This is a genomic window from Amphritea balenae (assembly GCF_003858655.1).
GTDB lineage: Bacteria > Pseudomonadota > Gammaproteobacteria > Pseudomonadales > Balneatricaceae > Amphritea > Amphritea balenae.
Window position 1 is genome coordinate 115,441 of record NZ_RQXV01000005.1, and the last position, 16,498, is coordinate 131,938.

16 protein-coding genes are annotated in these 16,498 nt (G+C 47.8%); all 16 read right to left on the minus strand.

Going from position 1 to position 16,498, the window contains the following annotated elements; all coding sequences use genetic code 11:
- Window positions 1–13: 13 nt before the first annotated feature.
- Window positions 14–2,251 (minus strand): chemotaxis protein CheA, encoded by a 2,238-nt coding sequence (locus EHS89_RS10225; RefSeq protein ID WP_124926056.1) that lies wholly within the window; start codon window positions 2,249–2,251, stop codon window positions 14–16.
- Window positions 2,252–2,263: 12 nt separating this feature from the next.
- Window positions 2,264–3,067 carry a protein phosphatase CheZ gene (locus tag EHS89_RS10230; RefSeq protein WP_124926057.1) on the minus strand — a complete coding sequence of 268 codons (804 nt, stop codon included), beginning with the start codon at window positions 3,065–3,067 and terminating at the stop codon, window positions 2,264–2,266.
- Between the two features lie 9 nt (window positions 3,068–3,076).
- Entirely contained in the window at window positions 3,077–3,451 is a 375-nt protein-coding gene (locus EHS89_RS10235) for a chemotaxis response regulator CheY (protein ID WP_444541816.1), read from the minus strand.
- 72 nt (window positions 3,452–3,523) lie between these two features.
- Window positions 3,524–4,234, minus strand: a complete 711-nt coding sequence (locus EHS89_RS10240) for an RNA polymerase sigma factor FliA (protein ID WP_124926059.1) — start codon at window positions 4,232–4,234, stop codon at window positions 3,524–3,526.
- Window positions 4,235–4,258: 24 nt separating this feature from the next.
- Window positions 4,259–5,074 (minus strand): MinD/ParA family protein, encoded by an 816-nt coding sequence (locus EHS89_RS10245; protein ID WP_124926060.1) that lies wholly within the window; start codon window positions 5,072–5,074, stop codon window positions 4,259–4,261.
- Between the two features lie 26 nt (window positions 5,075–5,100).
- A complete protein-coding gene (flhF, locus tag EHS89_RS10250; protein WP_124926061.1) occupies window positions 5,101–6,633 on the minus strand; it encodes a flagellar biosynthesis GTPase FlhF in 1,533 nt (510 codons plus the stop codon).
- Between the two features lie 23 nt (window positions 6,634–6,656).
- Window positions 6,657–8,774 carry a flagellar biosynthesis protein FlhA gene (flhA, locus tag EHS89_RS10255; protein ID WP_124926062.1) on the minus strand — a complete coding sequence of 706 codons (2,118 nt, stop codon included), beginning with the start codon at window positions 8,772–8,774 and terminating at the stop codon, window positions 6,657–6,659.
- Between the two features lie 231 nt (window positions 8,775–9,005).
- Window positions 9,006–10,142 carry a flagellar biosynthesis protein FlhB gene (gene flhB / locus EHS89_RS10260; protein WP_124926063.1) on the minus strand — a complete coding sequence of 379 codons (1,137 nt, stop codon included), beginning with the start codon at window positions 10,140–10,142 and terminating at the stop codon, window positions 9,006–9,008.
- A gap of 2 nt (window positions 10,143–10,144) precedes the next feature.
- Window positions 10,145–10,927, minus strand: coding sequence for a flagellar biosynthetic protein FliR (gene fliR, locus EHS89_RS10265; RefSeq protein ID WP_124926064.1), 783 nt, complete (start codon window positions 10,925–10,927; stop codon window positions 10,145–10,147).
- A gap of 3 nt (window positions 10,928–10,930) precedes the next feature.
- On the minus strand, window positions 10,931–11,200 hold the full coding sequence (fliQ, locus tag EHS89_RS10270; protein WP_124926065.1) for a flagellar biosynthesis protein FliQ: 270 nt from the start codon (window positions 11,198–11,200) through the stop codon (window positions 10,931–10,933).
- A gap of 41 nt (window positions 11,201–11,241) precedes the next feature.
- Window positions 11,242–11,991, minus strand: coding sequence for a flagellar type III secretion system pore protein FliP (gene fliP, locus EHS89_RS10275; RefSeq protein WP_211340327.1), 750 nt, complete (start codon window positions 11,989–11,991; stop codon window positions 11,242–11,244).
- A gap of 5 nt (window positions 11,992–11,996) precedes the next feature.
- Window positions 11,997–12,431, minus strand: a complete 435-nt coding sequence (gene fliO, locus EHS89_RS10280) for a flagellar biosynthetic protein FliO (protein WP_211340320.1) — start codon at window positions 12,429–12,431, stop codon at window positions 11,997–11,999.
- Entirely contained in the window at window positions 12,431–12,838 is a 408-nt protein-coding gene (gene fliN, locus EHS89_RS10285) for a flagellar motor switch protein FliN (protein ID WP_124926066.1), read from the minus strand. The genes fliO and fliN overlap by 1 nt, the downstream gene beginning before the upstream one ends.
- A gap of 25 nt (window positions 12,839–12,863) precedes the next feature.
- Entirely contained in the window at window positions 12,864–13,835 is a 972-nt protein-coding gene (gene fliM, locus EHS89_RS10290) for a flagellar motor switch protein FliM (RefSeq protein ID WP_124926067.1), read from the minus strand.
- Between the two features lie 13 nt (window positions 13,836–13,848).
- On the minus strand, window positions 13,849–14,379 hold the full coding sequence (locus EHS89_RS10295; RefSeq protein ID WP_124926068.1) for a flagellar basal body-associated FliL family protein: 531 nt from the start codon (window positions 14,377–14,379) through the stop codon (window positions 13,849–13,851).
- Between the two features lie 129 nt (window positions 14,380–14,508).
- Window positions 14,509–16,488, minus strand: coding sequence for a flagellar hook-length control protein FliK (locus EHS89_RS10300; RefSeq protein WP_124926069.1), 1,980 nt, complete (start codon window positions 16,486–16,488; stop codon window positions 14,509–14,511).
- Between the last annotated feature and the right edge of the window lie 10 nt (window positions 16,489–16,498).

The following is a 16,498-nucleotide window of genomic DNA, read 5'->3' on the forward strand; positions in this document are numbered from 1 at the left end:
CGCAATGTGATTATCAGGCTGCATAAGTTTTTAGTAGACTAGGAATATCCAGAATAAGGGCAATACGTCCGTCCCCGGTAATAGTTGCACCTGAGAGCCCCGGAGTACCATGCAATGCTGAGCCCAGAGGCTTAATCACGACTTCCTCCTGCCCGACCAGCTGATCCACAACAAAGGCGATCTGCATTGTCCCGATATTAGCGATCACTACATGCCCACTTTCCGGTAAAGGCTCATTTTCAAAACCGTTCATCAGCCAGCGTTTAAGATGAAACAGTGGCATCGCTTTGTCCCGAACAATAATCACTTGCTGATTATCAACAACGTTTATCTGAGTCAGATCGAGATTAAATATCTCATTAACATTAACCAGTGGCAGAGCAAATGCCTGCCCCTCAAGCAGCACCATCAGCGTCGGCATAATAGCCAGCGTCAAGGGGACCTGAATCTCAATCTTAGAGCCTTGGCCCAGGACCGAATCAATTTCAAGTTTGCCATTCAGCTGAGTAATTTTGGTTTTCACCACATCCATACCCACACCGCGGCCTGAAACATCAGATATCTGCTTTTTAGTCGAGAAGCCTGCAGCAAAGATCAGATTAAAACACTCCTGATCAGTCAATCGGGCGGCCGCATCAGGCTCCATCATTTCACGATCTATCGCCAACTGACGTAGCTTTTCCGGATCCATACCGGCGCCATCATCTTCTATTACCAGCAGAATATGGTCACCTTCCTGTTCTGCTGAGAGCAGCACATTACCCTGCCGGGGCTTGCCGTTCCGCTGCCTGACATCTGGCGTTTCGATACCATGATCTATCGCATTTCTAACCAGGTGAATCAAAGGATCAGCCAGGGCTTCAACCAGATTTTTATCCAGATCGGTTTCTTCTCCCTTTAACTCTAAGCGCACCTCTTTATCGAGCTGCCGGGAAAGATCCCGCACCAGACGGGGAAAACGACCAAACACCTTCTTAACCGGTTGCATCCGGGTTTTCATCACTGACATTTGCAGGTCAGCGGTCACCATATCCAGCGCGCCCAGCGCCTTATTCATTTCGCCATCTTCATTATCGGCGCCAAGACGCAGCAGACGATTACGCGCCAACACTAGCTCACCGACCATATTCATAATTTGGTCTAATAAACGTGTATCCACTCGGACATTCGTTTCGGCAACCGCTTTTCGGGATTCTCCTGCAACCTCAGCAGATTTCTTCTGCTTTTTCTCAGGCTTAGCCGTAACCGGAGCCGATTTTACCGCAGTCTCTTTAACCGACTCTGACGGTTTTTTGACTGGCGCTGCAATAACTTCAGCTGAAAAGGCACCTTTCCCCTGAGCCTGAAGATCATCCATTAAATTTTCAAATTCATCGTCGGTGATCAACTCTGAACCCACCAGCATTTCAACTTTCTTCTCATTCAGGGGCGTATTGCCCAACAGACTATCAAACTCCGCATCCGCAACACTGGCTGAAGGCTCTCCCCCGCCTAGCCCTGGAGCACCAGAAGGCCCATGTAACTCATCTAGTAAATCATCAAATTCATCTTCGGTGATAAGATCAGACGTAGTTGAAAGTATCGCTGCAGGCGCAGGTGTAACGACCGTTTCAACCGCAGACTCTGCTAATGACACCGAACTGATTCCTGGCGCACTACTACCATGGAGTTCATCCAGCAGGTCTTCAAATTCATCCTCGGTTATCAAATCACTAACAGGCGTCATCTCGATAGGAGAGTCATTAAGATCAGCGACAAGCAGATCAAACTCAGCACTGACCGAAGCATCGTCAACAGTACTGCAATTGGTAGAAGCAAGTATTGGTTCAGGAACTATAACCGCAGGCTGGGGAGCCGGAGCCTGTCCTGAAGCCATTACATTAAGCGATTGTATAAGCTGAGGATCAGCCACTTCTGGAAAAGCGCCATTTCGTACCGTTTCAAACATTGAATTAACGCTATCAAGTGCCTGAAGCACCAGATCCATCAAACCAGAAGAAACCTGCAGCGCATTATTTCGTAGCTGGTCGAACAAGTTTTCAGCACTATGGCAACAATCGACCATAGGATCGAGCTGCAGAAAACCAGCACCACCTTTTACAGTGTGAAACCCTCTGAAAATAGCGTTCAGCAATTCACGGTCTGAAGGATTCTGTTCAAGGTCAACCAACTGTTCTGATAGCTGTTCCAGAATCTCGCCAGCCTCTACCAGAAAGTCTTCCAGTATCTCCTGATCAACGTTTAAGGACATGCATTTCACCCATTAAAAACCGAGAGTGGATAGAAGGTCATCAACCTCATCCTGATTAGAAGCAACTTGAGTTTGATTTTTGCCTGCTATCTGGGGCCCTTCAGCCTTTACTTCAGAAACAGCAGAGTGCTGTTTTTTCTGTATAGAAGGCTGCCCTATCGCTCCAAGGCTGTTCACCCGGGCCGCCACTTCCATCAAGCCAACCAGTTCAGACTCAATATCCGACACAAGTTGAATAACTCGCTTAATCAACTGACCGGTTATATCCTGATATTCCTGAGCGACCATGATTTTCTTCAGCCGCTCTTTTATTTCACTCAGAGCATCTGAATGATCTTCTGAAAAAGCCACTGCTTTATCATACAGTTGTTCAAGCTCAGGTGAGCCTCGTTTTAACTTGGCGAACTCATCCATCAACAACTGTCTTCTTGCAAAACCCAGTTCAAGTTGTTCAACCAAACGAAGCGACTCATCAACCTCATCAATCGTCGTGTGAGCATTGCTTTCGGTCAATTCAATAACATAAGAAAGACGGTCGCTGGCATCAGAGATGGAGGCGATATGATGTTTTGAATCGAGCAATAACTCCGTAGAACTAACATCATCGGTAAAAGAGATAATAGCGTTGTGAACTGCCCGGGTCAGACACCCCACTTCATGATACAAGGTCTGGTGACGTAACTCATTTAGCTGTTGAATACGCAACATCGCTGTTGACATATCACCTTGCTTTATCAGCTCTACAAGTTGTTCAGCCTGCTCCTGAAGCTGTTTTTCAAAATAACCACTACCCTGAGAAACATCGTAATCAGCCATCTAAGCCTCCTAGCCCTGCAGGCGCTCAAAGATCTTATCGATTTTCTCTTTTAACACGCCAGCGGTGAAAGGCTTAATGATATAGCCATTCACACCAGCCTGCGCGGCCGCAATGATTTGCTCACGCTTGGCTTCGGCAGTAACCATAAGGATAGGAATATGGCGCAATTCAGGATCTGCGCGGACAGTTTTAAGAAGATCAAAGCCGGTCATTTTTGGCATATTCCAATCAGTAACCAAAAAATCAATACTGCCTGACTTCAAAATAGGCAAAGCAGTTACGCCATCATCGGCTTCAACGATATTTGTAAAACCTAAATCACGTAACAGGTTTTTAATAATCCGGCGCATCGTTGAGAAATCATCTACAACCAGAATCTTCATGTCTTTATTCAAGACAACCCCTCCTAACAACATCTATGACGTAGGCGGGATATAAAAACTACATTCCGCTACCTAACGCCAATCTTTTAAACGACTACGCAAACGTAACGCAGCCTGACTATGGATCTGACTTACCCGTGATTCACTAACGCCTAAAATCTGACCTATCTCTTTCAGATTTAACTCTTCATCGTAATAAAGCGACAGCACTAGTTTTTCACGTTCTGGCAATCCCTGAATCTGATTCGCGATCGCCTTAATAAAATCTTTTTGCTCAAACTCTTCTGAGGGATCAGGCTCACTTCCTGCGATAGCCTCACCCGGCCCTTCATCTTGCGGCCCTGTCAGTTTATCGAAACTAAACAACCGACTTTCAGCAGAGTCTTTTAATAATGCATGATATTCAGTGACACTGATATTAAGTTCAGCTGCAATCTCCCCATCTTGGGCATCTCGACCGATGCGTGCCTCAACAGCCTGAACAGCCTCGGAGACCCTACGGGCATTACGATGCACTGAACGTGGTGTCCAGTCACCCCGGCGAACTTCATCAATAATTGAGCCCCGGATACGAATACCCGCATAAGTTTCAAAACTTGCGCCTTTACTTGCATCATATTTTTTGGCAGCTTCGAGCAGGCCAACCATACCGGCCTGAATAAGGTCGTCCAGTACAACGGTATTCGGCAGTCGGGCCAGCAAATGGTGAGCGATACGCTTTACCAACGCACCATGCTGCTCAACTATTTCCTGACTGGATCTGAATTCAAGCTGATTATACATACGGTTTTATTGCTCTCCGGTAATTCAGGCGCCACCGACCAAACGTTCTACGAAAAATTCCAGATGACCACGAGGACTCACCGGCACAGGCCAGGCATCAACTTTTGTCGCCAACTGCTTATATGCTAACGAAGCCTTACTCATAGGAAAGGCTTTTAATACTGCGCGTTGCTTCTGCACCCCTTTTCGCACGGACTCATCATAAGGGATAGCCCCAAGGTATTGAAGGGTGACATCGAGAAACCTGTCAGTCACTGTCAGCAGCTTATTGTACATATTTCGCCCCTCCTGCTCGGAGCGAACCATATTAGCCAACACCCTGAACCGGGTCATCTTATAATCACGATTTAGCAGTTTCATCAGTGCGTAGGCGTCCGTAATCGAAGTTGGCTCATCACAAACCACAACAACGACCTCTTGCGCCGCTTTAACAAAACTGACAACCGCATCGGATATACCCGCTGCGGTATCGATAACCAACACATCCAGATCATCTGCAATTTCACTAAACGCATGTATCAGCTCAGAATGCTCATGCACACTAAGCGAAGTCATCTCCTGCGTTCCTGATGCAGCCGGAACAATCTGAACGTTTTCATCGACATTAATTAGCAGATCTTTCAGACCACAATCACCCGACAACACATCCGAAATATTCCTTTGCGCTTTAACACCCAGCAACACATCAACATTCGCCAACCCCAGATCAGCATCCATCAGTACAACTCTATGCCCCATCTGGCCCAACGCCAGACTCATATTGACCGAGACATTAGTTTTACCAACACCACCTTTACCACCGGTGACCGCAATTACTTTAACTGGCCGGGGGCTATTCATGAACGATTCCTGCCTGTAGACGCCACTCAACTCTCCCAATGCTCATCTTTAGCCAAGCGCTCCTGCTGATGCTCATTAAACACCCGCTTACTGCGGGTCGCTTTTTGTGCAGTAACCACCGCCCGACTGACCAGATCTTTTTTATGCGCTACATCAATATCATCCGGCACTTGCTGCCCATCAGTGACGTAACTAACAGCTAAGCCATTCTCAACTATCAGATCTAACGCCTCACCAATACTGCCGGATTCATCGAGCTTACTTAACACGCAACCACTCAACCCCAGCGGGGCATAAGTTTCATATGCACTTTCAATTACATGACGCTGACTTGAACACGACAGTACTAATAATTTTTTCATTCGCACTGTTACATCATCCAGCATACTCAGCTGCGCCTGAGTATGAGGTTCATGTGCATTCATACCGGCAGTATCAATTAATACCAGTCGTTTGCTTTTCAGTGAGAGTAATACATCTTCAAGGGGATTGTTTTCATCAACTACCCGTACTGGCACATCAAGAATCCGGCCAAAAGTAAGTAGCTGTTCATGAGCAGCAATCCGATAGGAATCGGTCGTCACTAACGCCACGCTTGAACTACCATGTTTAAGCACATACCGGGCAGCCAGTTTACCAATAGTTGTTGTCTTACCAACGCCAGTAGGCCCCACAAAAGCGATCATGCCACCGCGCTCGATAAAATCTTCACCGATAACAGGTATATTGTCGCTAAACCGGGTAAGAGCTGTGCGCCAGGCATCATCCAGCTCATCATTATCATCAACCGTCGCGGAAAGATGCCGGCTAAGCTGTGGACCCAGTCCAATACGCTCCAGCCTGCGCTCCACTTTAATCACCGCCGAATCCGCCTGTTCATGGCGCGGCTTTGGTTTTCTCCGGCGCAGATTGTCCGGCACTACCGGCTCTTCACTCTGGACAGGCCGGGAGCGCCCCTCATCAGAAGTTGAAACGCTTGCCTCAGGCCGGCTTAACACAGATTTTAATGACTCTATCTCAGACTGAAGTGACTGAATAACCTGTTGTTCATCGTCAATCCCTGACTTCACATCTAAACTCGCATCAGCGTTAACAGGGGCTCGGACCGCTTCCTGACGAGAAGGATCGAGCTTAGGCTGAGCCATTCGCTGCGGCTGTTCAAAGCCGCGCATTGCCGAAGAAGGCCGGCTTCTTTGCCGTTGCTTCAGGGTGTCGAGAATATCACTAAGCTCAGCATCATCTTCGCCCATCTGGCGGTTTTTTTGCTTTGGCTCCACCCCGCCTTCCTGAGCTGTAGCAATACGCGCCTGGGCCTTACGCAACTCTTCAGCAAGGTTACTTTTGAGCTTTCCCTGTTTCGGCGTTCTGGATTTTTCAGCCGCCCGCTTACGCTTAAATTCCTGCTGTGCAGCTTCATATTCATGTTCATGGGCGGCAACGACTTCAACACCACCTGCGACACGGTGATTAGACACAATTACAGCGTCGGGACCGATCTCTTCCCTGACCCGCTGCATCGCTTGCCTCATATCCGGAGCAAAAAAGCGTTTAACCTTCATAACCGTTTCTACTTATCCCCAGTTCAGGCATTTGCCTGATTCTGTCCACCCACTGTTGCAATAATCGTCACCCGTTTGTTTTCCGGGATCTCCTGATAGGAAAGCACACTGATTTGATGCTCTCCATAGCGTACAAATTTGGCCAATAACGGTCTGATAGGCGCAGCAACCAATACGATTGATGCTCGACCCGCTATTTCCTGCTGCTGTGCAACACCCGCCAAAGAGGATTGCAGCCGCTCAGCCATTGTCGGTTCTATAACCAACCCTTCACTACCACCGTCGCCCTGCTGAACCGAGCCCAACAGTAACTGTTCCAATTGAGGATCCAGTGTTATAACCGGCAGTTCATCATCAGCCCCGATTATGTTCTGCACAATCATTCTTGATAATGACACCCTTACCGCTGCAGTTAAAGCCAACGGGTCCTGAGTTCGCGCCACCGCCTCAGCCAGGGACTCGGTAATAGTCCTGAAATCCCGGACTGGCACTTGCTCCATCAACAAATTCTGCAGTACTTTCAACAGTGTACTCACAGAAAGCCTATTTGGAATCAGCTCTTCTACCAGTTTGGGGGATGTTTTTGTCAAAAGATCCAATAATTTCTGGACTTCATCATGTCCCAGCAATTCATGGGAGTGGGCCTGCAATATCTGATTCAGATGAGTAGCTACGACTGTACCCGCATCTACAACGGTATAACCCAGGGTTTGCGCCTGTTCTTTCTGGCTCTGCTCAACCCAAACTGCATCCAACCCAAAAGCAGGATCTTTTACCTCAATACCTTTTAGTACACCAAACACCTGACCGGGGTTTATTGCCAATTCCCGATCCGGATAAACCTCAGACTCACCGACCGAAACCCCCATCAGCGTTATACGATAAGCTCCCGGCATAAGATCCAGATTGTCCCGTATATGCACAGAAGGAACCAAAAAGCCCAAATCCTGAGACAACTTCTTACGCACCCCCTTGATTCGACTTAACAGCTGCCCGCCCTGAAGCTTATCCACCATAGGTATAAGGCGATAACCTACTTCAAGGCCGATCATATCAACCGGCATTACATCATCCCAATCCAACTCTTTAACATCCTGATCAGGCTCAGGCTGTTTTGGCTGTTCAGCTTCAACCGCCGCTTTCTGTGCAGCCTCGGCAAGGTTTTTCTGATAAATAAAATATGCACCGACACCCGCAACCGTTGCTAACGAGAGGAATGCCACATGGGGCATACCTGGAATCGATCCCATAATGAACAAAATACCAGCCGCTACCGCAAGCGCTTTCGGTGCGCCAAATAACTGACCAATAATTTGCTGCCCCATATCCTGAGCGGCATTAACCCGGGTCACCATAATTGCAGCGGCAGTGGAAAGCAGCAATGAAGGAATCTGCGCCACCAGACCATCACCGATGGTTAGCAATGAATAATAACGGGCAGCGAGATCAAATGAGAGATCATGCTGCAACATACCAATACCCAGACCACCCAGGATATTAATCACCAATATCAGAATACCCGCAACAGCATCACCGCGTACAAACTTACTGGCACCATCCATAGAGCCGTAAAAATCAGCTTCCTGGGTAACCTCTTTACGACGATCCTTAGCATCCTCCTGGGTAATCAATCCCGCATTAAGGTCAGCATCAATCGCCATCTGCTTACCCGGCATTGCATCCAGTGTAAAGCGAGCACTTACTTCAGATATACGTCCCGCACCTTTGGTAACCACGACAAAGTTAATAATTACCAAAATCAGAAAGACCACCAGACCTACGACATAATTACCACCGATAACTACTTCACCAAAGGCTTCAATAACCTTACCGGCGGCATCCCCTCCCTCATGACCGTAGAGTAGAACGACCCGCGTCGAGGCAACGTTTAATGCCAACCGCATCAGGGTCGCTATAAGCAAAATTGTCGGGAAAACAGCAAAATCCAGCGGCCGCATAGAATAGACACACACCAGCAGGACTACGATAGAAAGCGCGATATTGAAGGTAAAGAGCACGTCCAGAAGAAAGGGTGGCATAGGCAATGTAACCATTGCCAGCACCACCAACAGCAGAAAAGGTATACCTAAATTCCCTTTTCCTACACTGCGAACGTTGTTGTATATTGCCGCTCTGTCCACTCAGATACCACTGTTTGTATACCGGACACTGACACTAAAGCGTCAAAAAAACATCAGGAAATACGGTTAATTAAGTCAATCACAAAATTAGCATTAAATCGGCACCAAAACATCAAAATTTTGACGCTTTATCAACCATAATGAGCTATTAGGGTAAAAATGCAAGAATCCCGCCAAAAGACTATCAGGCAGGATGAAATCAAAGAGCTGTTATCCGAAAGACTGCATTACCTAGTCATCTCGCCTGAACTCAGTAGGGATATCAGGGTTTTCATCAAGCTCTTTGGGGCGTGGCCCCTGACGCTGCTTATGCCGCTGCAACTGGAAGACATAAGCCAGTACTTCAGCGACAGCCTTAAACAACCCGGCAGGAATCTCATCGTCTAACTCAGTGGAATAGTAAATTGCCCGGGCTAAGGCGGGTGACGATAACACGGCTATATCATGCTCAACGGCTATCTCACGAATTTTAAGGGCAACGAAGTCCGCTCCTTTGGCCACCATAATTGGCGCCCCACCACCAGACTGATCATATTTCAACGCGACTGCGTAATGGGTAGGGTTAGTAATAACAACATCAGCATCAGGCACCGCCGACATCATCTGACGCTGTGAAATTTCGCGCTGTAACTGTCTTATACGACCTTTTACTTCAGGCTTACCTTCTGTATTTTTGAATTCATCTTTAACTTCCTGAAGGGTCATTTTCAGTTTTTTTGTATAGTCGTATATCTGAAAAGGTACATCTACCAACACAATCAAAATAAGAGTAGAGCTCATTATCAGAAAAGCCCAGATAACAATCTCTGTCGCATGGGACATAGCAGGTGCTACCGCTTGCGAGCCTAACGAAAACAATGCCTCCTTTGAGGCCATCAGCACAAAAAATGAGAGCGAGCCCACGACAAGAAACTTTGCCAGCGCCTTAAACAGCTCAATCAGCGCTTTAAGCGACACCATCCGCTTAATACCTGCCAAAGGATCGATACGACTAAACTTTGGTGCCATCGACTTAGCACTCAGATTCCAACCACCCAGAGCTATAGGCCCAACAATAGCAGCGACAAGAACAATCATAAAAAAGCCAAGGAAAGCCTGAAGCGCCTCAGATAACGAATACCCCAGATGAGCCAGCATCAACGAAGGATCAACCACTGATTGCCGATCCAGAGCAAAGTTATAGCGCATCATGCCGGCCATTTTATCGGTCACCAGACCACCAAATATCAACGCGGCGCCGCCTGCTGCTAACAACAGTATTGTGGTTGCCAACTCCTTTGAGCGGGCGACATCACCTTTCTCTTTGGCGTCACGCAGACGCTTGGCCGTGGGCTCTTCTGTTTTTTCCTGACCGCTATCCTCAGCCATATTTAGAGCCCTATACCAAGGATCTGATCAATATAGTCTAAAGCGATCGACGTAAAACGCTGATATTGCCCTAAAAAACCTTCGAGGCTGACCCAGGTAATCAACAATCCCATCATCATTGTGAAAGGAAAACCGATAGCAAAGATATTTAACTGTGGCGCAGCCTTAGTCATCACGCCAAAAGCAAAGTTGATAACCAAGAGCGCAGTAACGGCCGGCAGCGCCATGAGTAATGAACTAGAAATCATCCAACTACCCGATTTTGCCATTGCCAGATAACTTGAAACGGGCAACCCACCGTCGGCAACAGGCAATACATAAAAACTACGGGCAAGCACTTCAAAAAGAACCAGGTGACCATTAAAAGCCAAAAACAGCAGCATCACCATGGTCAGATAGAACTGTGAAAGAACTACCACAGAAACACCGTTAGCAGGGTCACTGACCGAGGCGAATCCTAAACCCATCTGAGATGAGATAATCTGCCCCCCCATCACAAAGACCTGAAACAACACCTGCACCACAAAGGCCATCGCAGTACCGATCAAAATCTGCTCAGCGGTCAGAATATAAGTCTGTAACGACATTCCACCTAACACCGGCATCTCAGGCAAAACCGGCAACAAAACAACCGTCATAGCTAATGCTAAGCCCATTCGAATCCGGGCCGGCACTAGCCGGGTACCTATCATAGGTACAACCATAAAAAACGAAGCGATACGAAAGAACGGCAGAAGAAACTGGGCGACCCATTGCTCAATCTGCAGTGTAGAAAGGGCCAGCACAACCTACCCCAGAAAGAGAGGAATATTAGCGAAGATACTATTAAAGTGATCCATTAAGCGCCCCAGTAACCAGGGGCCGGCCCACATAATAGTCAACAGAGTCACCAGTAAGCGTGGCAAAAAGCTTAAAGTCTGTTCATTGATCTGAGTTGCCGCCTGAAAAGTTGACACTATTAAGCCAACCGTCAGCGAAGGCAATACAATCACTGCAACCAGAACAACAATCAGAAACAGCGCTTCACCAAACAGATCCAGAACCATTTCCGGAGTCATTTCGTTCTCCTAAGATACCAAGCTACCAATTTACTTAGCTACTAAGTTACAAAACTACCCGCAAGCGTTCCTATCACCATAGCCCAGCCATCAACTAACACAAACAGCATAATCTTAAATGGTAAAGAGATAATAACCGGCGACAACATCATCATACCCATTGCCATCAGAACGCTGGCAACCACCAGATCTATAACCAGAAACGGAATAAACAACATAAAACCAATTTGAAAAGCGGTCTTAAGCTCACTGGTTACAAAAGCAGGCACTAACACAGTAAAAGGAATATCATCCGGCGTTGCAACCGCTTCAGTCCTGGAGATATTCATGAACAGATTAAGGTCATTCTCCCGGGTTTGAGCCAGCATAAAGCCACGCATAGGCACTGCGGCAGACTGCACCGCCTCAATAGAGGTTATCTCTTCATTAAGATAAGGCTGAATAGCCTGCTCATTTACCTTTTCGAGTATCGGCGACATGATAAACAGAGTCAGAAACAGTGCTAAACCAACCATAATCTGGTTTGAAGGAGTCTGCTGTAATCCTAACGCCTGGCGTAAAATCGCAAAAACAATAATAATGCGGGCAAATGAAGTGGTCATCATCAGAATTGCTGGCAAGAATGTCAGCAACGTCATCAATGCTAAGATCTGAATGGTAACACTGTAATCTGCTGTACCGTCTGCATTGGTGGTCAGAGTGACCGCAGGGATACCCGGGTCAGCGGCTTGCACTAAGCCCGGCAGGACAAATAACAAACCAGTGAGCAGGGACAGTAACAACCGATTCAAACCGTTCACTTCGCCCCCTTATTACTCAACGCTTGCTGCAACTTTGCGGCAAAATCCCCCGCTGCTGCCCCCGACTCAATCAACGGCTGCTCATACTTTTCGATAAGATTAACCCGACCTGGCGCCACACCAAGCAACAACTGCTGCTCTCCCGCCTGCACTAACACCAGTCGTTCCCTGGCAGATAAGGACAACGAAGCAACAACCCGCATAGAATTATGCTGCCCTGGCAGACCGGTAAATCGCTTAAGTGCCCAGGCAAGGAAAAAAATCAGCGCAACAACCAGAATCAATCCGGCCAGCATCTGCATTACAGAGCCACCACTGACAGGATTAACCGGTAACGGTCTGGCAGCTACCGCACCTGAAGCCACAGTAGCAAAGGCTTGTGTACTGGCAAGCCCACTCAGAGCCGCCATACAGTTAAGTTCAAACCGCATCAACGAAGCTTTTCAATACGTTCTTGAGGACTGATCACATCGGTCAGTCGAATACCATAACGATCATTCACAACAACCACTTCACCATGCGCAATCAGGGTACCGTTGACCATCACATCCAGTGGTTCACCAGCGACACGATCCAGCTCTACTACCGAGCCCTGATTCAACTGAAGCAGATTACGAATAGGAATATCCGCCCGACCTACTTCCATAGAAAGCTTTACCGGGATATCCAACACTACATCCAGGCTTGGATTATTCAGGGGTAAGGAGTCATCACGCAGCTCATCAAGATCTACTGACTGCCCCTCAGCACCAGCGACTTCAGACTGAGCCTGTTCAGCCATTGCTGCACCCCAGTCATCCCCGCCCTGCTCCTGACCTTCAATCTCTTCTTCACTCATGAGTTATTACGCTCTTTCAACTTCGTCATTTATTAATCCGGTCGGTAATTTTAACCGCCAGATTTCCTCTGGATGTTCCCAGCTTACAGCTAAATACAGGTACCCGGGCCACCTTTAGCTGCAATGTATCAGAGATGTCTACCGGAATAATATCACCAGCTTCAAGCGACACAACATCCCGAAGTTTCATTTTACGCTCGGCAATCACCAGCTCCAGATCAGTGGGCGCATCAACCACATCCTCCGTCAATGAAGTCAGCCATTGCTCATCAAGCTCTTCTTCTGCCGGCTTATAACCTGAGACCAACATATCCCGAATCGGCTCCAGCATGGAATATGGCATGGTAACATGAAATTCTCCGGTACCTCCCTCCATATCCACCTGAAAGCTACTAACGACCACGACTTCAGAAGGATTGATAACATTAGCCATCGCAGGGTTTACCTCATGCCCACTCACCTCAAACTTAAGCGGCATAACAGGCTCCCAGGAGTCTTCAAGATCAATAAAGAACTGACTGATCACTTTATTAATCAAACGAATCTCGGTAGGAGTAAATTCACGCCCCTCTATTTTAGCGTGCCGCCCGTCACCACCGAAAAAGTTATCCACAAGCTTAAATACCAGCTTGGCATCCATTACCAGCAACGCAGTACCCCGCAAAGGCGTAACCCGTAACAGGTTGATACTGGTAGGCACATACAAGGTATGAATATAATCAGAATATTTCATAATCTGCACGCCACCTACAGAAACGTCGGCATTATTACGCAACAGATTAAACAGCGAGATTCGGGTATGCCGGGCGAAACGCTCGTTAATCATCTCCAGGGTCGGCATCCGGCCACGAACAATACGTTCATGGCTGGCAAGATCATATACCCGGACCTCACCTTCCTCTTCTGCTACCTCTTCCTCAGTCTCTACATCACCATCATCCACACCATGAAGCAGCGCGTCGATTTCATCCTGAGAGAGCAGGTCTTTTACAGTCATATACCCGTTTCCATCACTGCATCACAAAGCCGGTAAAGAGTATTTTCTCAACACCGGGCTTACCAATTTTTGCCTGCATAACTGATTGTATCTCCTGCAACGCAAGATTCTGCATTGCCAGCTTACCTTCGGTTGTTCTCAGGACGCCAAAGGCCTGCCCAGAAAACAGACGGTTAAGCTGAGAGACTATTTTAGGCATATGCTTAGTTAACGCAGCCACAACTGCCTCATCACGACTCTTAGCTTCAACATAGATCTGCATATAGTGAGTGCGACCATCATTACTTGGCACAACAACGGTAAAATAAGGACTACCTTCAAGGGTTCTTATCTTAGTATACAGCGCCTGAGCTGGCTTGGCAGGCCCAGCTTCTACAGCTGCGACCTCTTCATCCGATCCACCTAAAAAGAACATTGCACCAACACCACCAAGAATACCTACCAGAAGCACGGCAGCAACGATGATGATCAGTTTCTTTTTGCCGGATTTTTTTTCGCCTTCCGCGCCTTCTTCAACAACCGCTTCAGTATTTTCTTCAGCCATTTTATGCCTCACTGATAATGCGCCAAAAATAGCGACGCAATGCCATCTTATTTTAACCTGTAGCTAAATATAACATACTGATTCAGCAGCGGAAGCGGCCCTCAACCCATTCCGGGTTATGAACCCGAATCAAGCATAATAATCGACCAGAGCCAGACTATCCTGCTGCATCTTTTCAGAACCCGAAACATCATCCTCTCTATCCGCCGCAGCGTATCCGCCATAACCAGCGCTATCATCTGATTCACCATCAGTCTGTTGCCCCGAACTCTGATCTTCAACGGATGAATCAGCCAGATTCAGGCCTTGCTCTTCGAACATCTCTTTTAAGCGGGGCATACTTTGTTCCAGGGCTTCACGAACACTGCCATGGGGCGTATTAAATACCACACTGACCTGCTCATTCTTAACCTGCAACTTAACCTGCAAAGAGCCTAATTCCGGTGGATCTAACTGAATTTCAGCAAACTGCCCATTCCTTGACGACATCAACATAACCCGGTCATTGACCGCCTGACTCCATGCAGGCATACCCGGTCTTACTCCCTGCGGCATCACCATCTGCACTGGCTCAGACGCCTGCCGTAGAGTTTTCGCAGCAGCAAGGGAGTCAGAAAAACTGGTCAACAAGCTTTCCTGTCGTCCGTCAGCACGCTCTGAAGACAGACTTTGGGCAGCTAACTTTGCCAACGGATCATCAACCGACTGAGGTATCCGCTGACGTGCAGCATCGGTCAAATTCGGATCAGCCGGATTAACGCCCATATTGGCGCCAACACCTGAGAAAGACTGCCCAGGCGTCATAGTCTGTTGCTGTCCTGGCGGATTAACCGCTGCATTAGTCGCCTGATTAATAACCTGACTAGCCGATTCCTGCGCGGCATTACGACTACCGATACCTACCACTGGTTTTTCTAATCCCTCAGACAGGCCCCTGGTCTGTGCATTCCTTTCTACTTCAGACCGCGCTGTAGACTGCATCGCAGATGCAACAGCCGGATCACCCGAAGCAGCAACAATATTTTTCTGTGCAGTTGCCTGCTCAGCTCTCTGTTCAACAGCCTGCTCAACTACCTGTTCAGCGACCCGTTCAGCCAACTGATCAACGGCCTGAGCTGAGCCTATACCATTACTAGCCGCTATTGACACTGAGGGTTCAGCTGTCGCCGAAGCCCCCTGATTAGTTGCATCAGCAGAGATAGCCTTATCAGAAACCTGCCCATTAGCTGAAGCAAGCTGATCCTTTGATAATTCGTCTACAGACTGTACTGCCGCCTGTACTAATCGCTGATCTGAAGACTCTACAGCAGGCCTAGCCCCCTCTTTATCAACAACTCTCTGATCAGATAGCGTCGACTGTAACTGGGCAGCATTATCAATGGACGATCCAGCAACCCGAGGATCAACCATAGTTGTTAAAGACCCACCCCTAGCAGCTAAAGACTCAGCTCTTAAGACTGAAGGGTCTGCAGATTGCTGCGTTCCCCCAGAGATTACTTGTTGAGAAAAAAACCGGCCCTGATTTAACGACGATTCAGATGACTGCAACACCTGCACAGGAACTTGCTGTGCAGCGGGCAACGGTTTATTTAATTCAACACCAGAACCATTCTTAGCATTTGAAAGCTGACGTAAGGCACTATCGACAGCCACTGAAATATCAGCTTTTCTATACCGATCAATTTCCGCAAGCGCATCCTTAGCCCGGCCATCGGTCAGGGAAGCCTGATTATACGCCGCTTGCAGTACCGGATTGACAGCCAACTGTCCTTCAGCCGGTTTATCAATCTGCCCACTAGTTTGCTCACCACCCGACCCTCTGGGCATATCTTCTGAAGTAACAACAGCCTCAGACACTGCCGCACCCTGGCCGGCAGACTCCGTCGCTTTCGCAGCAGGCAAAGATTCACCTGTAGACGGCAATCTCTGACCGCTTTCAGAGGGAACAGTATCGGGTGATGTTTGTTGCTGCTCAGCTTGCTTTATAGACTCAACAAAAGACGGGAACGTGCCAGATTTTGTCGACTTCGTACCTACTTCAGACGCAGCAGCAGTTCCAATATTGAGTAAAGATCCAGCTCCGGCATAAGCCGAAAGGGTTTGATTCATACTGCACTCC

Bases quoted from the DNA above. Each gene is read 5' to 3' on its own strand.
- EHS89_RS10225 (WP_124926056.1), bottom strand. From the start codon at position 2,251: ATGTCCTTAAACGTTGATCAGGAGATACTGGAAGACTTTCTGGTAGAG.
- EHS89_RS10230 (WP_124926057.1), bottom strand. From the start codon at position 3,067: ATGGCTGATTACGATGTTTCTCAGGGTAGTGGTTATTTTGAAAAACAG.
- EHS89_RS10235 (WP_444541816.1), bottom strand. From the start codon at position 3,451: ATGAAGATTCTGGTTGTAGATGATTTCTCAACGATGCGCCGGATTATT.
- EHS89_RS10240 (WP_124926059.1), bottom strand. From the start codon at position 4,234: ATGTATAATCAGCTTGAATTCAGATCCAGTCAGGAAATAGTTGAGCAG.
- EHS89_RS10245 (WP_124926060.1), bottom strand. From the start codon at position 5,074: ATGAATAGCCCCCGGCCAGTTAAAGTAATTGCGGTCACCGGTGGTAAA.
- flhF (WP_124926061.1), bottom strand. From the start codon at position 6,633: ATGAAGGTTAAACGCTTTTTTGCTCCGGATATGAGGCAAGCGATGCAG.
- flhB (WP_124926063.1), bottom strand. From the start codon at position 10,142: ATGGCTGAGGATAGCGGTCAGGAAAAAACAGAAGAGCCCACGGCCAAG.
- fliQ (WP_124926065.1), bottom strand. From the start codon at position 11,200: ATGACTCCGGAAATGGTTCTGGATCTGTTTGGTGAAGCGCTGTTTCTG.
- fliO (WP_211340320.1), bottom strand. From the start codon at position 12,431: ATGCGGTTTGAACTTAACTGTATGGCGGCTCTGAGTGGGCTTGCCAGT.
- fliN (WP_124926066.1), bottom strand. From the start codon at position 12,838: ATGAGTGAAGAAGAGATTGAAGGTCAGGAGCAGGGCGGGGATGACTGG.
- fliM (WP_124926067.1), bottom strand. From the start codon at position 13,835: ATGACTGTAAAAGACCTGCTCTCTCAGGATGAAATCGACGCGCTGCTT.
- EHS89_RS10295 (WP_124926068.1), bottom strand. From the start codon at position 14,379: ATGGCTGAAGAAAATACTGAAGCGGTTGTTGAAGAAGGCGCGGAAGGC.
- EHS89_RS10300 (WP_124926069.1), bottom strand. From the start codon at position 16,488: ATGAATCAAACCCTTTCGGCTTATGCCGGAGCTGGATCTTTACTCAAT.